Annotated in this window: 15 protein-coding genes; 10 read left to right on the top strand and 5 right to left on the bottom strand. The window is 73.0% G+C overall.

Annotated elements, in window-relative coordinates:
- Positions 1–156: 156 nt before the first annotated feature.
- Positions 157–672, top strand: coding sequence for a VOC family protein (locus tag ACYVOO_RS07325; protein ID WP_461014806.1), 516 nt, complete (start codon positions 157–159; stop codon positions 670–672).
- A gap of 61 nt (positions 673–733) precedes the next feature.
- Here ACYVOO_RS07325 and ACYVOO_RS07320 read toward each other — a convergent pair whose 3' ends face one another.
- Both ACYVOO_RS07320 and ACYVOO_RS07315 read right to left on the bottom strand, forming a co-directional pair.
- Complete coding sequence (locus tag ACYVOO_RS07320; protein WP_461014805.1) at positions 734–1,960, bottom strand: NADH:flavin oxidoreductase; 1,227 nt, start codon at positions 1,958–1,960, stop codon at positions 734–736.
- The gene (locus ACYVOO_RS07315) at positions 1,953–3,584 is read right to left on the bottom strand and encodes an acyl-CoA synthetase (RefSeq protein WP_461014804.1); all 1,632 of its coding nucleotides are present in this window, start codon (positions 3,582–3,584) and stop codon (positions 1,953–1,955) included. Before ACYVOO_RS07315 ends, ACYVOO_RS07320 begins: the two co-directional genes overlap by 8 nt.
- 192 nt (positions 3,585–3,776) lie before the next feature.
- Between ACYVOO_RS07315 and ACYVOO_RS07310 the strand changes: the two genes are divergently transcribed.
- The 5 genes from ACYVOO_RS07310 (at position 3,777) to ACYVOO_RS07290 (ending at position 8,311) form a co-directional block, all read left to right on the top strand.
- Positions 3,777–4,589, top strand: a complete 813-nt coding sequence (locus ACYVOO_RS07310) for a crotonase/enoyl-CoA hydratase family protein (RefSeq protein ID WP_461014803.1) — start codon at positions 3,777–3,779, stop codon at positions 4,587–4,589.
- A 92-nt stretch (positions 4,590–4,681) separates the two neighbouring features.
- The gene (locus ACYVOO_RS07305) at positions 4,682–5,701 is read left to right on the top strand and encodes a Zn-ribbon domain-containing OB-fold protein (protein WP_461014802.1); all 1,020 of its coding nucleotides are present in this window, start codon (positions 4,682–4,684) and stop codon (positions 5,699–5,701) included.
- On the top strand, positions 5,701–6,780 hold the full coding sequence (locus ACYVOO_RS07300; protein WP_461014801.1) for a thiolase domain-containing protein: 1,080 nt from the start codon (positions 5,701–5,703) through the stop codon (positions 6,778–6,780). The genes ACYVOO_RS07305 and ACYVOO_RS07300 overlap by 1 nt, the downstream gene beginning before the upstream one ends.
- The gene (locus tag ACYVOO_RS07295; protein WP_461014800.1) at positions 6,777–7,964 is read left to right on the top strand and encodes a thiolase domain-containing protein; all 1,188 of its coding nucleotides are present in this window, start codon (positions 6,777–6,779) and stop codon (positions 7,962–7,964) included. The genes ACYVOO_RS07300 and ACYVOO_RS07295 overlap by 4 nt, the downstream gene beginning before the upstream one ends.
- Positions 7,965–8,080: 116 nt before the next feature.
- Entirely contained in the window at positions 8,081–8,311 is a 231-nt protein-coding gene (locus tag ACYVOO_RS07290) for a DUF397 domain-containing protein (protein ID WP_453348168.1), read from the top strand.
- 60 nt (positions 8,312–8,371) lie between these two features.
- On the opposite strand, the gene ACYVOO_RS07285 is transcribed toward ACYVOO_RS07290, so the two are convergent.
- Positions 8,372–9,502 carry a terpene synthase family protein gene (locus tag ACYVOO_RS07285; protein WP_461014799.1) on the bottom strand — a complete coding sequence of 377 codons (1,131 nt, stop codon included), beginning with the start codon at positions 9,500–9,502 and terminating at the stop codon, positions 8,372–8,374.
- A 211-nt stretch (positions 9,503–9,713) separates the two neighbouring features.
- Between ACYVOO_RS07285 and ACYVOO_RS07280 the strand changes: the two genes are divergently transcribed.
- From ACYVOO_RS07280 to ACYVOO_RS07265, 4 genes are all read left to right on the top strand, one after another.
- On the top strand, positions 9,714–12,641 hold the full coding sequence (locus ACYVOO_RS07280) for an ATP-binding protein (protein WP_461014798.1): 2,928 nt from the start codon (positions 9,714–9,716) through the stop codon (positions 12,639–12,641).
- 28 nt (positions 12,642–12,669) lie between these two features.
- Positions 12,670–13,167 carry a glycosyltransferase family protein gene (locus ACYVOO_RS07275; RefSeq protein WP_453348171.1) on the top strand — a complete coding sequence of 166 codons (498 nt, stop codon included), beginning with the start codon at positions 12,670–12,672 and terminating at the stop codon, positions 13,165–13,167.
- Positions 13,168–13,439: 272 nt separating this feature from the next.
- Positions 13,440–13,838 carry a hypothetical protein gene (locus ACYVOO_RS07270; protein ID WP_461014797.1) on the top strand — a complete coding sequence of 133 codons (399 nt, stop codon included), beginning with the start codon at positions 13,440–13,442 and terminating at the stop codon, positions 13,836–13,838.
- Positions 13,839–14,147: 309 nt separating this feature from the next.
- Positions 14,148–16,631 carry a glycoside hydrolase family 95 protein gene (locus ACYVOO_RS07265; RefSeq protein WP_461014796.1) on the top strand — a complete coding sequence of 828 codons (2,484 nt, stop codon included), beginning with the start codon at positions 14,148–14,150 and terminating at the stop codon, positions 16,629–16,631.
- Here ACYVOO_RS07265 and ACYVOO_RS07260 read toward each other — a convergent pair.
- Together ACYVOO_RS07260 and ACYVOO_RS07255 are read right to left on the bottom strand one after the other, a co-directional pair.
- Entirely contained in the window at positions 16,615–18,645 is a 2,031-nt protein-coding gene (locus ACYVOO_RS07260) for an N-acetylmuramoyl-L-alanine amidase (protein ID WP_461014795.1), read from the bottom strand. The two genes, ACYVOO_RS07265 and ACYVOO_RS07260, sit on opposite strands and share 17 nt — an antisense overlap.
- Before the next feature lie 312 nt (positions 18,646–18,957).
- Complete coding sequence (locus ACYVOO_RS07255; protein WP_461014794.1) at positions 18,958–20,118, bottom strand: aminoglycoside phosphotransferase family protein; 1,161 nt, start codon at positions 20,116–20,118, stop codon at positions 18,958–18,960.
- Between the last annotated feature and the right edge of the window lie 190 nt (positions 20,119–20,308).

Below are 20,308 nucleotides of genomic sequence, written 5' to 3'. Positions count from 1 at the left end.
CCCTGTCGCCTTGTCGCTCTGTCGCTCTGCCGTCCTGTGCCCCGCGTCCCCGCCGTGGCCTCAAGATACGTGACGCGCGCGGTGAGCCGTTCTCGCCCGGAGGCACTCCGAGGGTGCAGTCTTGTTGAAGAGCGAATCAATCTCGGAGGAGACGGAATGCCTGAGCCCACAGGAGCGGAGCTGGACGCCTTGCGTGTCCGCAGGGACGAGCTGCGGAACCGCTATCTGCTGGCGGGGGACCGGCGCCCACGGACCACGGCGCGCGGGGTCCACCACGTCGCGTTCATCTGCCGGGACGTCGAGGAGACCATCCGCTTCTACCAGGAGCTGCTGGGCTTCCCGCTCGTCGAGATCGTGGAGAACCGCGACTACAGCGGTTCCAGCCACTTCTTCTTCGACATCGGACACGGCAACCTGCTGGGGTTCTTCGACTTCCCCGGACACGACCACCCGCCCTTCGAGGAGACCGTCGGCGGCATCCAGCACCTGGCGCTCTCGGTGGACGACGCACAGCACGCGGCGGCCAGGAAGGCGCTCGACGAGGCGGGCATCGGCTACGCGGGCCCGGACCGGGGCGTGGAGGAGAGCCTGTATCTGCGCGACCCGAACGGGGTGCCGGTCGAGCTGTACCGCGAGGAGCTCGGCGTCTTCAACGGGAACGTCATCGTCTGACGCCGTGGCCGGCCGACGGCCCCCTGGACCCCGGAACCCCGGGAGCCGGGGGCGCGTCGGCTCAGGGCGAGGGATCCATCAGCACGCAGCGGCTGCGGCTGTAGATCGTCGGCACGCACTTGTTGCAGTGGACGCACGCGGAACGGACCCCACCACAGCCACCCGCTCCCGCCTCCTCGCGCATACGGGACACCAGCCCAGGTTCCATGAGCAGCGCCCGCCCCATCGCGGCGAACTCGAACCCCTCGTCCATCGCGCGGGCCAGCGAGGCGCTTCCCGTGATGCCGCCGAGCAGGACGAGCGGCATGTCGAGCGCGGCGCGGAAGCGCCGGGCCAGCGGGAGCAGGTAGCAGTCCTCGTACGGGTAGGTACGCAGGAAGAACCGCCCCAGCAGCCGGACCCCGAGCCTGGCCGGAGGGGGAAAGACCGCGGCGAACTCCTTCACGGGCGCGTCCCCGCGGAAGAGGTACATGGGGTTGGCCAGCGAGCTGCCAGCCGTCAGCTCCAGCGCGTCCAGGCAGCCGTCGTCCTGGAGCAGCAGCGCCACCCGCAGCGCGTCCGCCACCTCCAGGCCGCCCCGCACCCCGTCCCGCATGTTCAGCTTCGCGGTCACCGCGATCCGCTCGCCGACCCGCTCCCGCACGGCCCGCGCGATCTGCCGGGCCAGTCGGGCGCGGTTCTCCAGCGGGCCGCCCCAGCGGTCGGCGCGCGGGTTCAGACGCGGGCTGAGAAAGGCGCTGACCAGGTAGTTGTGGCCGAAGTGCAGCTCCACGGCGTCGAATCCGCACTCCGCGGCCAGCAGCGCGGCCTCGGCGTGCTGACGCGTCACGCGCGCGAGGTCGTCCTCCGTCGCTGCCCGCGTCGCGAGTCCCGTGAGGGGACTGATCCGGCGTGCGGGGGAGAGCGCGGGCAGGCGGTTGGAGCGCGCGTCGGCGACCGGGCCCGCGTGCCCGACCTGCGCGCAGACGGCGGCCCCCTCGGCGTGCACGGCGTCGGTCAGCGCGCGCAGCCCCGGCGCGGCCTCGGGCCGCATATGGATCTGCCGCCGCTCGGTGCGGCCCTCAGGCGCGACGGCGCAGTAGGCGACGGTGGTCATCGCCGCGCCGCCGGCCGCGACGGCACGGTGGAAGGCGATCAGCTCCTCGCTCACCAGGCCGCGCGGGGTACGTCCCTCGAACGTGGCCGCCTTCAGCACCCGGTTGCGCAGCGTCAGCGGCCCGATCCTGGCGGGCGCGAAGGGGTCCGGCGCCTCCGGCGGGCCACCTGGCGCGCCGGGCCCGTCACGCATCGTCGCGCGCCCTCTCCGCCACCGCCTTCGCCCACCGGTAGTCGGCCTTGCCGCTGGGGGAGCGCTGGATGTGGTCGCTGAGGACGACGGTGCGGGGGATCTTGTAGCCCGCGAGATGCGCGCGGCAGTGCTCCCGCACCTCGTCCTCGGAGAGCCGGGGCGCGCCCTCGCGGATCTGGACGACAGCGGCGACGCGGCTGCCCCAGCGCTCGTCGGGAACGCCCGCGACCAGCGCGTCGTAGATGTCCGGATGTGACTTGAGGGCCTGCTCGACCTCTTCCGGGTAGACCTTCTCGCCCCCGGTGTTGATGCACTGCGAGCCCCTGCCCAGGACGGTGACGATGCCCTCCTCGTCCACGGTGCCCATGTCGCCGAGCATCACCCAGCGCGCCCCGTCCGCCTCGAAGAACGTCTCCGCGGTCTTGACGGGGTCGTTGTAGTAGCCCAGCGGCACATGGCCGCGCAGCGCGATGCGGCCCTCACCGCCGGGCTCGACGGGCCGCAGCGTCGCGGGATCGACCACGGCCGTGCCGGAGTTGGTGGCGATACGGAAGCCCTTCGCGGGGCCCGAGTCGGGGGTGGCGGTGCCGTTGAAGCCGGACTCGGAGGAGCCGAAGTTGTTGATGAGGACGGCGTGCGGGACGAGTTCGGCGAACTGCGCCCGTACCGTCTCCGAGAGCACAGCGCCCGAGCTGGAGACCGCCAGCAGGGAGGAGCAGTCGGTGCCCTTGAGCGGCCCGGCCAGCGCGTCGACGAGCGGCCTCAGCATGGCGTCCCCCACCAGCGAGACGGCGGTGACGTGCTCGCGCTCGATGGTGCGCAGGACCTCCTCGGGCACGAACTTCCGGTGGATGACGATCTTCTGCCCGTAGTTCAGGCCGATGAAGGTGGTGAGCGTGGACGTGCCGTGCATCAGCGGCGGGGTCGGGAAGAAGACCAGCCCCTCGCCGCCCGCCGCGACCCGCTCGGCCAGCTCCTCCGGCCTGGCGACCGGCTCGCCCGTGGGCGCGCCGCCGCCGAGCCCGGAGAAGAAGAGATCCTCGGAGCGCCACATCACGCCCTTGGGCATGCCGGTGGTGCCGCCGGTGTAGATGATGAGCTGGTCGTCGCCCGAGCGCGGCGGGAAGCCCCGGTCGGGTGAACCCGACGCCTCGGCCCGCTCGAAGGGCACGGGCTCGACGCGCGGTACGGGCGCCCCCGCGGCGGCCTCACCCACCCGGATCAGATGGCGCAGCAGGGGCGCGCTGGGGAGTGCGGCGGCGACCCGTGCGGTGAACTCGCCGTCGAAGACGAGGGCCGCCAGATCCGCGTCCCGGTAGAGGTAGGCCAGCTCCTCCTCGACGTAGCGGTAGTTGACGTTGACGGGGACCGCTCGGATCTTGAGGCAGGCCAGCACCGTCTGGACGTACTCGACGCCGTTGTAGAGGTGCAGGCCCACATGCTCGCCAGGGACGATGCCGCTTTCGGCGAGGTGGTGGGCGAGCCGGTTGGCCGCGGCGTCCAGTTCCGCGTAGCTGAGGCGGCGTTCGGCCCCGGTACCGGGGTGGTCCAGGTACACCAGCGCCTCGCGGTCCGGGACGGTGTCGACGACCGACTCGAACAGGTCGGCAAGGTTGTACTCCACGGCGCTCCTCCTGACCCGGCGTGTGTTCGCGCTGACTCGGTGTCGCGTGGCGGTCATCAGAGCACCGACGGCGGAAGACGGGAAGGGGCCCCGCAAGAAAATCTGACTGTCTGTCAGAAAACTCTTGAAGTCGGTCCCCCGCTACTGCAACCTGTTCCAGGTCTGGAACCGGCGGACCGGAAGGACACGGCCATGGGCGGCACCGAACATCTGAAGACCGAGCGCGTGGGAGCCACCCTCGTCCTCACCCTGAACCGTCCCGGGGCCAGGAACGCGCTGTCCCTGCCCATGCTCGTCGGCCTGTACGACGGCTGGCTGGAGGCCGACGCGGACGAGACCGTCCGCTCGGTGATCCTCACCGGCGCGGGCGCCTCCTTCTGCGCGGGCATGGACCTCAAGGCCCTCGCGGGCAAGGGCATGGCGGGCGGCGGCGACGAGGACCCGTACCGCGACCGTCTCAAGGCCGACCCCGACCTGCACTGGAAGGCGATGCTGCGCCACCACAGGCCGCGCAAGCCGCTGATCGCCGCCGTCGAGGGCCACTGCGTGGCGGGCGGCACCGAGATGCTCCAGGGCACCGACATCAGGGTCGCGGGGCAGAGCGCCACCTTCGGGCTCTTCGAGGTGCGCCGCGGCCTCTTCCCCATCGGCGGCTCGACCGTACGCCTCCAGCGCCAGATCCCCCGTACGCACGCGCTGGAGATGCTGCTCACCGGGCGCTCCTACAGCGCGGAGGAGGCGAGGTCCGTCGGGCTGATCGGGCACGTCGTCCCCGACGGCGAAGCGCTCGTGAAGGCGCTGGAGATCGCCGAGCAGATCAACGCCTGCGGGCCGCTGGCCGTCGAGGCCGTCAAGGCGTCGGTGTACGAGACGGCGGAGATGACCGAGGAAGAGGGCCTCGCCTCCGAACTGGAGCGCGGCTGGCCCATCTTCTCCACCGCCGACGCGAAGGAGGGCGCCCGCGCCTTCGCGGAGAAGCGCCCGCCGGTATACCGCCGGGAGTAGCCACCGGGGCGCGCGCGGACGCCCGCCCCGCCCCCCTCCGCGAGAACCCGGCCCCCGGCCCCCGGCCCGTGCACGGAGAATGGAGACCCGCCATGACCTCGGCCGCCCCCTCACCGGACGTGCTGCGCGCGCCCCTCGTCGTCGAGTTCCCCTTCACCCGCTCCCTCGGCCCCGTCCAGAGTGCCTTCCTGACGGGGCTGCGCGAGCGCACCGTCCTCGGGGTGAAGGCGAGCGACGGCAGGGTGCTGGTGCCGCCCGTCGAGTACGACCCCGTCACCGCCGAGGAGATCCGCGACCTCGTCGAGGTGGCCCCCACCGGAACCGTCACCACCTGGGCCTGGAACCCGCAGCCCCGGCGCGGGCAGCCGCTGGCCGAGCCGTTCGCCTGGGTGCTGGTGCGGCTCGACGGCGCGGACAGCGCGCTCCTGCACGCCCTCGCGGCCCCCGGACCCGACGCGGTGCGTACCGGCATGCGCGTACGGGTGCGCTGGGCCGCCGAGCGCACGGGCGCCATCACGGACATCGCCTGCTTCGAGCCGTACGACGGCACGCGGGACGGAACGGAGGCCCCGGCCGAAACGGCCCCGGCCGAAACGGCCCCGGCCGAAGCAGCCCCGCACAGCGGCGAGTTCGCCGGCGCCGACGCCGATCCCGTCACCGGCATCACCGCGCACGCCCGCCTCGACTACACCCACACCCCTGGCCGTGCCCAGTCCCGCTACCTGCGCGCGCTCGCCGAGCACCGCACCCTCGGGGAGCGCTGCCCCGAGTGCCGCAAGGTCTACGTCCCCCCGCGCGGCGCCTGCCCCACCTGCGGCGTCCCGACCACGGACCAGGTGGAGGTCGGTCCTGGCGGCACCGTCACCACCTTCTGCATCGTCAACATCAAGGCGAAGAACCTCGACATCGAAGTCCCCTACGTCTACGGCCACATCGCCCTCGACGGAGCGGGCCTGGCCCTCCACGGGCGCATCGCGGGCATCCCGTACGACCAGGTCCGCATGGGGCTGCGCGTCGAGCCCGTCTGGACCGAGGACGGCCGGTACCCCGACCACTACCGCCCCACGGGGGAGCCCGACGCCGACTACGACAGCTACAAGGAGCTGCTGTGATGCTTCCCCCGCGAGACGTAGCCATCGTCGCCTTCGCGCAGACAGGGCACGTACGCCGCGCCGAGGACCTGTCCGAGGTCGAGATGCTGATGCCGGTGCTCCAGGAGGTACTGGGCAGCACCGGGCTGCGCGCGGGAGAGATCGACTTCACCTGCTCGGGCTCCAGCGACTACCTGGCAGGGCGCCCCTTCTCCTTCACCATGGCACTGGACGGGGTGGGCGCCTGGCCGCCCATCTCCGAGTCCCACGTCGAGATGGACGGGGCCTGGGCGCTGTACGAGGCGTGGGTCAAGCTCCTCACCGGGCAGGCCGAGACCGCGCTCGTCTACTCCTACGGGAAGTCCTCGCCCGGCGAGCTGCGCGACGTCCTCACCCGCCAGCTCGACCCGTACTACCTCGCCCCCCTGTGGCCCGACTCCGTCGCGCTCGCAGCGCTCCAGGCGCGCACCCTCCTGGACAGCGACAGGACCGACGAGCGCGAACTCGCCACCATCGCGGCACGCAGCCGTGAGGCGGCCCGCGACAACCCGCACGCGCAGCTCCGCGGCTCCCCTCCGGCAGCCGAACTGCTCGACGCCGACTACCTCGTCCAGCCCCTGCGCGCCCACGACACCCCGCCGCTGAGCGACGGCGCCGCCGCCGTCGTCCTCGCCGTCGGCGACACGGCACGCCGCCTCACAGAGCGTCCCGCCTGGATACGCGGCATCGACCACCGCATCGAGGCCCACAGCCCGGGCGTACGGGACCTCGCCGAGTCGCCCTCCACCCGGCTCGCGGCCGAGCACGCGGGCCACTTCGACCCCTCGGCCGCGCCCTGCGACACCGCCGAGCTGCACGCGCCCTTCACCTCCCAGGAGGTCGTGCTTCGCGCGGCACTCGAACTCGGCGACGACGTCACCGTCAACCCCTCCGGCGGCGCGCTCGCCGCCAATCCCATGATGGCCGCCGGGCTCATCCGGCTCGGCGAGGCGGCGGCCCGCATCGGCCGGGGCGAGTCCCGGCGCGCCCTCGCGCACGCGACCTCCGGGCCCTGCCTCCAGCAGAACCTGGTCGCCGTTCTGGAAGGAGACGCGGAATGACCACGCAGCGCACGCGGAGGGCCGCGGAACCCGTCGCGGTCACGGGCATCGGCCAGACCAAGCACGTCGCCGCGCGCCGCGACGTGTCCATCGCCGGGCTCGTACGGGAGGCCGCGCTCGCGGCGCTGGCGGACGCGCAGCTCGACTGGAGCGACATCGACGCCGTCGTGATCGGGAAGGCGCCCGACTTCTTCGAGGGCGTCATGATGCCCGAGCTGTACCTCGCCGACGCGCTCGGCGCCGTCGGCAAGCCCATGCTGCGCGTGCACACGGCCGGCTCGGTGGGCGGCTCGACGGCACTCGTCGCCGCCAACCTCGTCTCGGCCGGCGTCCACGGCACCGTCCTCACCCTCGCCTTCGAGAAGCAGTCCGAGTCCAACGCGATGTGGGGCCTCTCGCTGCCCGTCCCCTTCCAGCAGCCGCTGCTCGCGGGCGCCGGGGGCTTCTTCGCGCCCCACGTGCGCGCCTACATGCGGCGCACCGGGGCCCCGGACGGCATCGGCTCCCTCGTCGCGTACAAGGACCGCCGCAACGCGCTCAAGAACCCCTACGCGCACCTCCACGAGCACGACATCACCCTGGAGAAGGTCCAGTCCTCGCCCATGCTGTGGGACCCCATCCGCTACTCGGAGACCTGCCCCTCCTCCGACGGCGCCTGCGCCATGGTCCTCACCGGCCGCGAGGGCGCCAGGCGCTCGCCCGCGCCGCCCGCGTGGGTGCACGGCGGCGCGATGCGCAGCGAGCCCACGCTGTTCGCGGGCAAGGACGCGGTGAGCCCCAGGGCCGGGCGCGACTGCGCGGCCGACGTCTACCGGCAGGCGGGGATCACAGAGCCGCGCCGGGAGATCGACGCGGTGGAGATGTATGTGCCCTTCTCCTGGTACGAGCCCATGTGGCTGGAGAACCTGGGCTTCGCCGAGGAGGGCGAGGGCTGGAAGCTGACCGAGTCAGGCGTCACCGAACTCGACGGCGACCTCCCCGTCAACCCCTCCGGCGGCGTGCTCTCCACCAACCCCATCGGCGCCTCCGGCATGCTCCGCTTCGCCGAGGCGGCCCTCCAGGTGCGGGGCCGCGCTGGGGCACATCAGATAGACGGTGCCCACAAGGCACTCGGCCATGCCTACGGAGGAGGCTCGCAGTTCTTCTCCATGTGGGTGGTGGGGGACGAGCCGCCGGGGGCGTGAGGAAGCGGCGGGGCGGCGCCGGGGCGTTCTTGGATCGCGCCGTTCCGCGGCCTGTCCGGAGGCCGCCCCACGTGGTTAGGCTGACCGCCGGACGACGAACCGGGAGGAGCACGGACGTGGCCGAAAGCACCATCAGCGCGATGGCGACGAAGCCGGAGATCGATCTCGCCAACGCGCAGTGGCAGTCGGGAAGTCAGGGGAGGGGCGATGTCCAGATCGCCTTCGTCGAGGGCTACATCGCCATGCGCAACGGCGGCACCCCGGACATCCCCGCCGTCATCTTCACCCCCGGGGAGTGGAACGCCTTCGTGCACGGCGCGCGTGACGGCCGCTTCGACCTGACCTGACCTGACGTGCTCCGGGCCCGGCCTGACGCGGGCCAGGCCCGGCCCCGCCGCTCCTTCGCCTCAGCCGGGAACCGGCCGCGGCCCGCCCGCAAGAGGCCGCCCGTCCTCGCCGTGACCGTCCTCCCCGACGGCCGCCTCGGACCCGACGAGCCCCGCCCAGGGGCGCTCGCGCCCGTCGCTGACCGCGGCGACGCCCGAGGCGTCGTAGCGCGCGGTCTCCAGCGACCAGGCGAGGTTGCCGCTCATCACATCGCGCATGGTGTCGAGGCAGCGGGCCACGTCCGCGCGGGTACGGACGGGCGTCGCGCGCTCCTCCAGGGCGCGCGGCAGATCGTCGGCGAGCTGCCGGAAGCGCGCCACACGGGTGTTGACGAGGCGGCTGACCCGCGCCGTGGCCTCCTCCAGCGAGCAGCCGGTGCGCGAGCGCAGGACGAGGACGCTGTTGTGGTGCATGTCGCCGACGGCCAGCTCCTTGTCCAGCGACACCAGATCGTTGACGAAGATGACGACGTCCACGGTGAGTTCCCGCAGCGTCGTGAGCGGCGGGGCGCTGTAGAGCATCTCCGGGAGGACGCAGCCGCCCGCGCGCTCCCCGTAGTCGAGGCAGGGGCGTACCCCGATCGAGTGGCGTCTGACCCGCAGGAAGCGCTCCAGCGAGGGTGCCTCGTCCGTGACCCTGTCCATGGCCTCGCAGCGGTGCGACTCCAGATAGCCGCGCCAGTGCGCCGCGAAGCGGCGCCGCCAGAACGGCGGCATGCCCGCGCTCGCGCGCAGCCACACGTCGCGGAACGCGGCGACGAGCGGCGGATCGGCCCCGAGGCCGGTCGAGAGGCCGCTCCCGGAGTCGGCCGCCGGGCCGAGGCAGCCGACGAGGCGGTCAACGAGCGGGCCCACGTCGCGCGGCCGGTGGCCGAGCCGGCCGTCGAACTGGTCGTCGAAGACGAAGAACCAGCCGTTGAAGTCGCAGGCCAGACAGAGATCGGCGCTGCTCGCGCCGGGATAGAAGGCGGCCATCAGCCGCTCCAGACGCAGCGCGTCGTACTCTCTTGCGGCCTCTTCGCCGGGGAGCAGCCCGAACGTCCGCAGCCAGCGGAGGGTGTGACGCCGTGCGGTCTCCACCGAGTCGTTGACGGCGGCGGAGAAGGGGATGTCGAGGAGCGCGGTACGCCGTACCGCGGCGGAGCCGTTCATGCCCGGAAGTGAAGCGGAAGGCCACCGGCGCGGCCATGCCCGTAACGTCGCTCTCCGATGCACGGAGGTGCGCCGCTGGCGTGCGGGAAGGGCCGCACGCTCCTGGAGCCGGTACCGCGCGGGAAAGTCGCGCGGATATGGGCGTACCGGCCGATCCGGACCCCGCACGCGCGTACCGTCGGCGACGTCTGCCCGCGTAAGGAGCGCCGAAATGCCGCAGACCACAGGCCACCTGAGAGGGGTGAGCCGCATGTTGCTGGAGCGGGAATCGGAACTGGCCGCCGTGAACGAGCGGCTGATCCGGCTGAGCGGTGGGAGCGGCGCGTCCGCCGAGCCGCCAGCGGGAGGTGTGCTCGCCTTCGCGGGCGTCGCGGGAGCGGGCAAGACCACGCTTCTCGGCGAGGTCCGCAGCAGAGCCGCGGCCCAGGGCTGCACGGTGCTGCGCGCACGCGGCGGCGAGCAGGAGCAGGAGTCCGCCTTCCACGTCGTCCGCCAGCTCGTACAGCCCGTGCTCGCCGCCGAGGGAGAGGACGAGCACCGCCGGATACTCGGAAGCTGGTACGACATCGTCGCCCCCGCCGTCGGCCTCGTCGCGCCCGACGGCGGCATGCCCGACCCGCAGGGGGTACGCGACGGCCTGGACTGGCTGGTGACCCGCTTCGCCGTGCGCCACGAACCCGTCGTGATGATCCTCGACGACGCGCACTGGGCCGACGCCGAGTCGCTCGCCTGGCTCACCGGCTTCGCACCCCGCGCGGCCGAACTGCCCATGCTGATCGTGTTCGGCTACCGGCCCGAGGACCTGCCCTCAGGCGCCGTCGCCTTCCGCCGCCTCGTCGAGCGGGACGGCTCGCGCCCGTACGAGCTGGCCCCGCTCACCGCGCACGCCGTAGCCCGCGTCGTGCGGTACCGGCTCGGCCAGGAGGCCGAGGACCCGTTCTGCCGCGAGTGCTGGGCGGTCACGGGCGGCAACCCCTTCGAGGTCGCCGAGGTCGTGGCCAGGTCCTACGACAACAACGTCAAGCCCCGCCTCGACAACGTCCCGCAGCTGCGCGAACTGGCCTCCGCCGTCAAGGGCAGCGGCCACCTGGAGCGCCTGGAGCGGCTCGGGCTCAGCGCCGTACGGCTGTGCTGGGCCGTCGCCGTACTCGGCGCCGAGGCCACCGGACGGCTCGCCGCACACGTGGCCGGGCTCGGCGAGCGGGAGACCACCGAGGCCGCGGCGAAGCTCAGGGAGGCCCGCATCCTGCGCCCCGCCTACCTCGAAGAGGACAGGATCGACTTCACCCACCCCCTCGTCGCCACCGCCGTCTACCGCGCCATCCCCGTCGCGCTGCGCACCGCGCTGCACGGGCAGGCCGCCTCCGCCGTCGTCGCCGCCGGCATGGGGCCCACGGCAGCGGCGCGGCACCTGCTGGAGGTGCACCCCGACGGCGACCCCGAGGTGGTCGAGGGACTGCGCGAAGCGGCGCGCGCCTACATGCGGGCCGGAGCACCCGAGGCGGCACACCGCTGCCTCGCCCGCGCACTGCGCGAACCGCCCCAGGCGGAGGAGCGGCCCGTCGTCCTCTTCGAACTCGGCTGCTCGGCGCTGCTGACCTCGCCCGCCGCCACCGTCAACCACCTGCGGGCCGCACTGGAGGAACCGGCGCTCGACCCGGCCCTGCGCGAGCTGGTCAGCTACCGGCTCGCGCAGGCACTCGGCCACACCGACCGGCTGGGCGAGGCGGCGCGCACCGTCGAGGCCGAGGCCCGGCGCGCTGGCGACCCGCGCACCCGGCTGCGCATGCAGGCCGAGCAGTTCATGTGGAACGCCTTCCGGGCCGACGAGGAGGACTCACCGGCACGCTCCCGCAAGCTCGCCCGCCTCGCCTCCCACCTGACGGGGCGCGGCACCGCCGAGCGCTACATCCTCGGGCTGCGCGGCTGGGACGCCATGGTGCGCGGCGAGAGCGCGGCCGTCGCGCTGCGCTACGCGGAGGAGGCACTCGGGGACGGGATGAGCTGGACCGACGAGCACTGGGGCTTCGAGGTGCCCGTGCTCGTCGCCCTCACCTTCATGTACGCGGACCAGCCGGGACGCGCCGAAGAACTGTTCACCCGGGGCATCGCGGAGTGCGAGCGCAAGGGCTGGCGAGGGGCCCACCTCTCCTTCGGCTTCACACTCCTCGGCTACATCCGCTACCGCCGCGGCCGTCTCTCCGAGGCCGAGGACCTGGTGCGCGGCGGGCTGCGGATCGCGGACCGGGTGGGCAGCAGGATCCCCGCGCAGTGGTTCGCCATCGGCATCCTCATCGAGATCCTGCTGGCGCGCGGTCACCACGAGCAGGCGTGGGAGCTGGCCCAGACGTACTCCTACGGGCAGGTCACGCCCAACGCCGTCGTCTACCCCGACTCCCGGACCGTCTACGCGGAACTCCTGCTCGCCCGCGGGCTGCGCGCAGAGGCGGAGGAGGAGCTGACGGCCGCGGGCCGCCGCCTCGACCCGCGCGGCATGCGCAACCCCGCCTGGTGCCCCTGGCAGTTGCGGCTCGCCGAGGCCGTCTGCCCCGACGCGCCCGAGCGGGCCGCCGGATACGCGGACGAGGCGCTGAAGCGCGCCCGCAGGTTCGGCGCGCCCTCGGCGGTCGGGCAGGCGCTGCGCACCCGCGCGCTGGTCGCCACGGGCGCGGCCAGGCTGGAGCGGCTGCGCGAGTCGGTGCGCTGGCTGGAGCGCTCGCCCGCCGCGTACGAACTGGCGGCGGCCCTCGTGTGCCTCGGCACGGAGCTGCGCAGGACCGGGCTGGCCCAGGAGGCGGCCGACCAGCTCTACCGCGGTCTGGAGGGCGCTGTGAACTGCGGGGCGCTCGCGCTCGCCGCGACGGCGCGGGACGAGCTGGCGGCGGCCGGGCTGCCCCCGCTCCAGCTGCGCGACGACGACACGGACACGCTCACCACGGCCGAGCGCACGGTGGCGGAGCGGTCGGTGGCCGGGCAGAGCACCGCGCGGATCGCCGCCGGCCTCGGCACGGGGGAGGAGGCGGTCACCCGGCTGCTGTCCGGGGTGTACCGCAAGCTGGGCACGGACCCCGCCGGGCTGCCCCGGCTGCTGGAGCGGCGGCTGAGGGCGGTGAGCGAGCCGGTGGTCCCGGGACACTGAGCGGGAAGGGGACACGTACCATGGCGACATGTCGTTCCTCCGCCGCCGCAGCGCTGCCGTCCCCGCAGGGCCGGACTTCGATGTCCTGGCCATGGACCCCAGTGACTGGCCGGGCAATCTCGGCGCGGGCCTGCTGCCCGCACCCGACGGCACCTGCCAGGGCGTCTTCCTGCGCTACGACCTGTTCGGCGGCCGTGGCCCGGCGATGATCATCGGCAACCTGCCGGAGGGCTCCCCGGCGCGCGAGGTCGCCGACGGGCAGGTGCCCTTCGAGGTGGCCCAGCTTCTGGTGGCGCTGGAGAACGACGAGCCGGTCGAGGTCACCGGCGTCGAGGACGATCCGGTGATGCACGAGGACAACCTCCTCATCGTGCGGCGCGTGAAGTGCTCCGAGGACCGCATCTCGTGCGTGCAGTTCGACCGGAGCGACGGTGTCCTGGTCACCATCGCGAGCTGGGACCGGCCCATCACGAGCGATCTCTACGCGCTGCTGAAGCCGCTGCCCGCCGAGATGTTCCAGCAGTAACGCCCTCCCGTCCGGCCCGTTCCGCCGCGCGAGCCTGCCCCCCACCGCTTCGGCGGCCCCTGTGCGTGCCCGCTGCGAGTGCTGTACGTGCCCGCTGCGCGTGCTGTACGTGCCCGCTGCGCGTTCCCGCGTCGTGCGGCTATCGCCGAGCACCGTGACCTGCCGCAGGTCACCCGCACTTTCGGACTCAGCCGAAACCTCTTATCCACGCCCCCGGAGCGCTGCGAGCCTCATAGAGACAACAGACTCCGATACGGGGGAACACTATGAACATGCGCACACGCGCACTGCTGGCCATCTCGGCGGGCGCCCTGACCCTGGGCGCCGTCGCCGCTCCTGCCTCCGCCGGCCAGCGCAGCGGCACTGTCGACGGGGCGCACTGGTACATCGGCTCCGGCAACGCCTACGGCGAGGTGGAATGGGACGACCGCAACTCCAGCGGCGACTCCGACCGGCTCTACCTGCACGACGACCTCATCCCCGCCGGCTACTCGGTGAAGATGACGGTCGAACAAGGCTCCTTCAAGGACACCGTCTACGCCTCCAACGGCGGCTCCGACAACATCCGCATTCCCGGCTTCAGCAAGGGCGAGAAGGCCAAGTTCAAGGCCTGCGCCAGGGACAACGGCGAAACGGTCACCTGCCGGCCCTGGACCACCGTCACCGAATAGGACGGGCGAGCAAGGTCAGCGCGGTCGGGGCCACGGCCCCGACCGCGCCCACCACCGTCACACATGCGCTGGGTCGCGACCTGCGGCGGACCGCATCGGACTCCGGGGCGAGGTGTACGCATTTACTGCGGCACCACCGTGCTGACCATGCGCTAAGCCGAGTCAAGATCCACTCATTGCCCTGTTGACGCGTATCTCGGCTGAACCCCTCGTGGGCCCGCGTCGAGCCTCTTGCCGAGCTTTCATCGGATCTCTAGCCTGACGGCTGCCCGTCAGGCCGTCGTCCGAGCTGGCCCCAGGAGGCCATCCATGAGGCAAGGCAACAGTGGCATCACCCGAAGAACCGCCGTCAAGACGGTGGTGGGAGGCACCGCGGCGCTCACCGTGGGAACCGCTCCCCACGCCTCCGCCGCACCGCCCCCGGACGGCACGTCTCAGCCCTCCGATGAATTGACGCTCTGGTACGAGCAGCCCGCCACCCAGTGGGAGGGCGAGGCCCTGCCCGTCGGCAACGGCTCCCTCGGCGCCGCCGTCTTCGGGCGGCTCGCCTCCGAACGCGTCCAGTTCAACGAGAAGACCCTGTGGACCGGCGGCCCAGGCTCCCCCGGCTACGACCACGGCAATTGGCGCGCACCACGCCCCGGCGCCCTCGACCGGGTGCGCGACCTCCTCGACGCCGAGGGCAGCGCGGAGCCCGAGCGGGTAGCGGAGGAACTGGGCCAGCCCAAGACCGGCTACGGCGCCTACCAGACCTTCGGCGACCTCCTGCTCGACTTCCCCTCGGCGCCCGCCGCACCGGGGGACGCCACCGCCTACCGCAGGGAACTGGACCTGGGCGAGGCCGTGGCCCGCGTCACCTACACGGCGGACGGCGTCACCCACCGCCGCGAATTCTTCGCCTCCCACCCGGCGGGCGTCCTCGTCGGCCGCCTCACCGCCGACGCACCGGGCCAGGTCGGCTTCACCCTGCGCACCACGTCACCCCACGAGGACCGCACCGTGAGCGCGCGCTCCGGGCGCGTCACCTTACGCGGCGCGCTCCAGGACAACGGGCTCCTCTTTGAAGCCCAGCTGGCGGTGCGCACCGAGGGCGGCAGCCGCAGCGACGGCGACGACGGCAGCGTTACGGTCACCGGCGCCGACAGCGCCTGGTTCGCCCTCGCCGCCGGGACCGACTACGCCGACACCTGTCCCGGCTACCGGGGCGCCGACCCGCACCGGCGCGTCACGGCCACGCTCGACGCAGCGCTCGCACGCGGCCACCGCGCCCTGCGCCGCGAGCATGCCGCCGACCACCGCGCCCTGTTCGACCGGGTCCGCCTGGACATCGGCCAGCGCATGCCGGCCGACGTGCCCACCGACCGCCTCCTCTCCGGCTACGGCGACGGCTCCACCCCCGCCGACCGCGCCCTGGAGGCCCTCTACTTCGCCTACGGGCGCTATCTGCTCATCGCCTCCTCGCGCCCCGCACGCCCCGGCGAGCCCGTGGCGCTGCCCGCCAACCTCCAGGGCGTCTGGAACCACAGCACCGAGCCCCCGTGGAGCGCCGACTACCACGGCAACATCAACCTCCAGATGAACTACTGGCCCGCGCAGGCCGCCAACCTCGCCGAGACGGCCGAGCCGTTGCACCGCTTCGTGACGGCCCTGCGCGCGCCAGGGCGGGTCTCGGCGCGCGAGATGTTCGGCTCGGACGGCTGGGTCGTGCACAACGAGACCAACCCCTACGGTTTCACCGGCGTCCACGACTGGCCCACCGCGTTCTGGTTCCCCGAGGCCGCCGCCTGGCTGACCCGGCACCTGTACGACCACTACCGCTTCGGCCGCGACACCGGCTTCCTGCGCCGCACCGCCTACCCCGCGATGAAGGAGGCCGCCGAGTTCTGGCTCGGCAACCTCCGCACCGATCCGCGCGACGGCACCCTCGTCGTCACGCCCAGCTTCTCGCCCGAGCACGGCGACTTCACGGCGGGCGCCGCCATGTCGCAGCAGATCGTGCACGACCTGTTCACCTCCACTCTGGAGGCCGCTGAGACCCTCGGCGCCGACCGGGAGTTCAGGGAGCGCCTGACCGCCGCGCTGGAGCGCCTCGACCCCGGTCTGCGCGTCGGCTCCTGGGGACAGCTCCAGGAGTGGAAGGCCGACCTCGACGACCCGGTCGACGACCACCGCCACGTCTCGCACCTCTACGCGCTGCACCCCGGACGCCAGATCGCGCCTGGCAGCCCGGAGGCCGCGGCGGCGGAGGTCTCGCTCATCGCGCGCGGCGACGGCGGAACGGGCTGGAGCAAGGCATGGAAGATCAACTTCTGGGCGCGGCTGCGGGACGGCGACCACGCCCGCACCATGCTCGCGCAGCAACTGAGGCACTCCACCCTGCCGAACCTGTGGGACACCCACCCGCCCTTCCAGATCGACGGCAACTTCGGCGGCACCTCCGGAGTCGTCGAGATGCTGCTCCAGAGCCACCGCGACGTGGTCGACCTGCTGCCCGCGCTGCCCAGCGGCTGGCCCGACGGCTCGGTGCGGGGCCTGCGCGCCAGTGGCGATCTGACCGTCGACATCGACTGGAGCGGCGGCGCGCCCGAGAGGGCCGTCCTGCGCGCGGGCCGCGACGGCCGGGTGCGGCTGCGCTGCGCGCTCTTCGAGCGGCCCTGCACGGTGCGGGAGTCCGCGGAGGGCGGCGTCGGCAGGACGGTGCGGGTGCGCGACGAGGGCGGCGGCACCGTCGTGCTCGCCGCCCTCGCGGGACACACCTACACCGTCACCCCTCGCGCTACGAGGAGGAGCTGACCACCCGCACATCGTCGGCCTTCACGAAGGCCACCCGGTGCCCGAGCTGGATCTGGTAGTACGTCAGACCGCCCCGTACGACGGTGAAGTTCTCGCCCTCGGGGTCGAAGGTGGTGGCGTAGAGGTACTCGCCCCTCGCCTTCGGCCCCGCCGCGTACAACTGGCCCTCCTTCACCGTGTACGGCAGCGGCGACAGCTTCTGCACCGGCACGCCCTGCGGATACGCCTCCGCCTCCGGGTAAGCGCGCCCGTAGACCGGGATCTCGGTCCTGCCCTCCTTCGGCGTCACCAGACGGCCCTTGGCGGGCACGGCCGTGGGCGCCTTGCGCGGGTTGTGGAACCACGCCTTCTCGCCGAGGTACCAGATGGCCGTCCACTCGCCCGCGCGGTCCGCGACCGCGTACCGCTGCCCCGTGGAGGCGCGGGCCCCCGTGTCGTTGACGCCGGTCGTGGACTCGCCCCCTCCGGGGCGCAGGCCGATGTCCTTGACCAGCGGCGCGTCCGCGTCCGGCGCGGTGTGCAGCCGCACGGCGCCCGAGCCGTGCGACGGGCAGGGCTCGCCCGCGCTGTCGCAGCCGGTGTAGACGGGCCGGTTGCCGTCGTAGTCCGGGCGGATGGTCACCATGCGGCTGTCCTTGCCTGCCTCCTTGCCGAAGGGCGCGCCGAGCAGCGTGAAGTAGTGCTGCCAGTCCCAGTAGGGGCCGGGGTCGGTGTGCATCCCCGGGATGCTGGCGGCCGTCACACCGGGCACGTTGTCGTGCCCGAGGATGTGCTGACGGTCCAGCGGGATGTCGTACTTCGCGGCCAGATACCGCACCAGCCGCGCCGAGCTGCGGTACATCGCCTCCGTGTACCAGGCGTCCGGATCGGTCAGGAAGCCCTCGTGCTCCAGGCCGACCGACTTGGAGTTGACGTACCAGTTGCCCGCGTGCCAGGCGACGTCCTTGAGCGGGACGTGCTGCGCGATATGCCCGTCCGAGGCGCGCAGCGTGTACTGCCAGGAGACGTACTCCGGGTCCTGGACGAGGTTGAGCGCGCCCTCGTAGGAGCCCTCCACGTCGTGCACGACGATGTAGTCGATCTTCTGCGAGGCGGGCCTGCGCGCCTTGTCGTGGTTGCCGTAGTCCAGTTGGCCCTGGTCGTTCTCGTACTCCTCGTAGGGTGCCGGGATCCACTCGCAGGACACGCTCCGCGGGCACTCCACGGGACCGTCGTCCTGGGCCGCCGCGCTCTCCTCGCGCCCGGCGGCCCGCACCGACGGGCTCGGCTCCAGCGTGACCCGCTGCCCGGAGTCCGTGGTGCGCCGCTCGCCCTCGCGGATCACGTCGTAGACGTCGTCGGCGAAGGCGGTCGCCGCCGCCTCGCCGCTGCCGCCCGGGTAGGCGGCGACCGCGTCGTACCAGTCGGCGGGGTCGGCGCTGAGGGGGCGCCCGAGCCTCTTCTGTACCGAGGCCAGCAGCGCGGCGCCGCCGCGCACGTTCGCCTCCGTCGAATCGCGCAGCGCCTCGGGCGCGAGCCCGGTCAGCCGCGCGGCCTGCCCCAGGGTGCGCAGCCTCGCGGGCACCTCGCCCGAGGCTGTGTCCATGGCGCGGTCCGTCTCGGCGTCCTCCGTACGGAGGGGGCGCGCCGTGTCGCCGCGCGCGTCCTCGTCGTCGGCGTGCTTCGGCTGCGAGGAGTCGGCGAGCGCCGTGCGCGCGTCCGTGAGGTGCATCGGGCCGTAGCCGCCGGAGACGCTGGGCGCGCCCTCGTGGGAGTCCCACCGGGACTGGAGGTACGAGACGCCCAGCAGCACGCTCTGCGGCACCCGGTACCGCTCTGCCGCCTCGGCGAACTGCCGCTGGAGCGCGTCGTCCTCGCGCTGCTCGGCGGTGGCGGACGGACCGGCCAGCGCCAGCGGCAGCAGGAGCGCGGCGGCGGCGCCGACGACCCCGGCGGCCCGCGCGCGGTGCCCACGCGGTACTGGCGCGCGTAGTCTGACGGAGCGTCTGTTGGGGTCGGTGACGGAACCAGGCAAGGCAGCCTCCTCGGACTGTGCGCGGTGTCGTGCGGGGCACGAACAGTCCTCAGAGGTATCGGTTGCCCGACGATACGTCAATCACCCCGCACCGCACGGGAAGCCGCACGTCAGGCGCGGTGCGCGGGCTCTCCGCGCGCTTTCCGCACGGGGGCGCCGGGGCCTGCGGCGCTTCACCGGTCCAGACCGGTGGAGCGCGGAATCGGCGTGCGATACGACGGCGGTCCGGCGACCGGCGTCCGACGTGCGGCGTCCGACGTGCGGCGTCCGACGTGCGGTCCGCGGGCCCCGGCTGAGGGGCCCGCGGACGCTTCAGCGGGTGCCGACCGCGGCGCGCACCGCGCGTCGCGCGAGCCCGCAGTCGTCGTGCAGCCGCCGCAGCAGCAGTCGCTGCTCCTCACCGGTGGCCATCGCGCCGGGGCGCTCCCCGCCCGTCGGAAGGCCGACGGCGGGGGAGGGGTCGCGCATGGTGCGCTGCACGGCGGTCTCGTATCTGCGGATCTCCCTGGTGAGCACCAGCATCAGGTTCACCAGGAACGCGTCGCGCGAGGCGGGCCCGGCCGACTGCGCGAGCTGGCTGATCTGACGCCGTGCCACGGGGGCGTCGCCGAGCACGGACCACAGCGTCGCCAGGTCGTACCCCGGCAGATACCAGCCAGCGTGCTCCCAGTCGACGAGCGAGGGCCCCGTGGGGGCCAGCAGCACGTTGGTGAGCAGGGCGTCGCCGTGGCAGAACTGCCACGGCGCGCCCTGCTTTCCTCCCGCGTGCGCGATGCCGTGGAGCAGCTTCTGGAGGTCGCCGAGGTCGCGGTCGGTGAGCAGGCCCAGTTCGTGGTAGCGCGCCAGGCGGGCCGGGTAGTCGACGGGCCGCTCGAACATCGAGGGCGGCGGCTGCCACTGGTTGACCCGGCAGAACGAGCCGAGCACGGCGCGCAGATCGCCGCGTGGCGGTGCCTCGAACGGGTGACGTTGCGTCGAGATGATCCTCCCGGGCAGCTTCTCGATGACGAGCGTGCACGCCTCGGGGTCGGCGGCCACCAGCCGCGGCACCCGCACCGGCGGGCGGTGGCGCACGAACGTACGGTAAGCGGCTATTTCGTGCTGGAACCGCTCGGCCCACGCGGTCGAATGGTCCAGTAAACACTTGGCCACGACGGGGCTGCGTCCTGCCGTGCCCGCGAGCAGCACGGAGCGGCCGTAGCGGCGCAGCACCTGTACGGGGTGGAAGTCGGGGCAGATGCGGTGCACGGAGGCGATGGCCGAACGCAGTTGGGCGCCCTGGGGCCCTGACAGGTCCAGTCTGCCGCTGAGGGGAGGAGTCCCGGTGCCGTTCGCACGCCGCTGCCTTCCGGGGCCGCCGTGCGGAGGGGACTGGAACGGCGGATCGGGGGGCGAGACCGTGCCCCTGCCGCCGTAGGGCTGCGGCAGACGCGGTCGGAGGGGCGCGGACACGGGGGACGTTGCTGGATACATGGGCGAGCAGGATCCCTTCGTGCGCCGACGGGTTGCAGCGCTCCCGGCCCGGTGGCGACCTGTGCACCCTGGGGAATGCCGGTCGTCCAGAATGACCTGACGTACACCCGGCGTCCCGGACGTCGGTGTGGACGACGTCCGGGCCGTCGTCGGTGTGCGAACCGGGCCGGGTTGGCGCGTTCCTACAGCA

This window comes from Streptomyces daliensis, assembly GCF_054782395.1.
The sequence above is the reverse complement of the archived record's forward strand: the minus strand, read 5'-3'. Positions and strand labels throughout refer to the sequence as shown.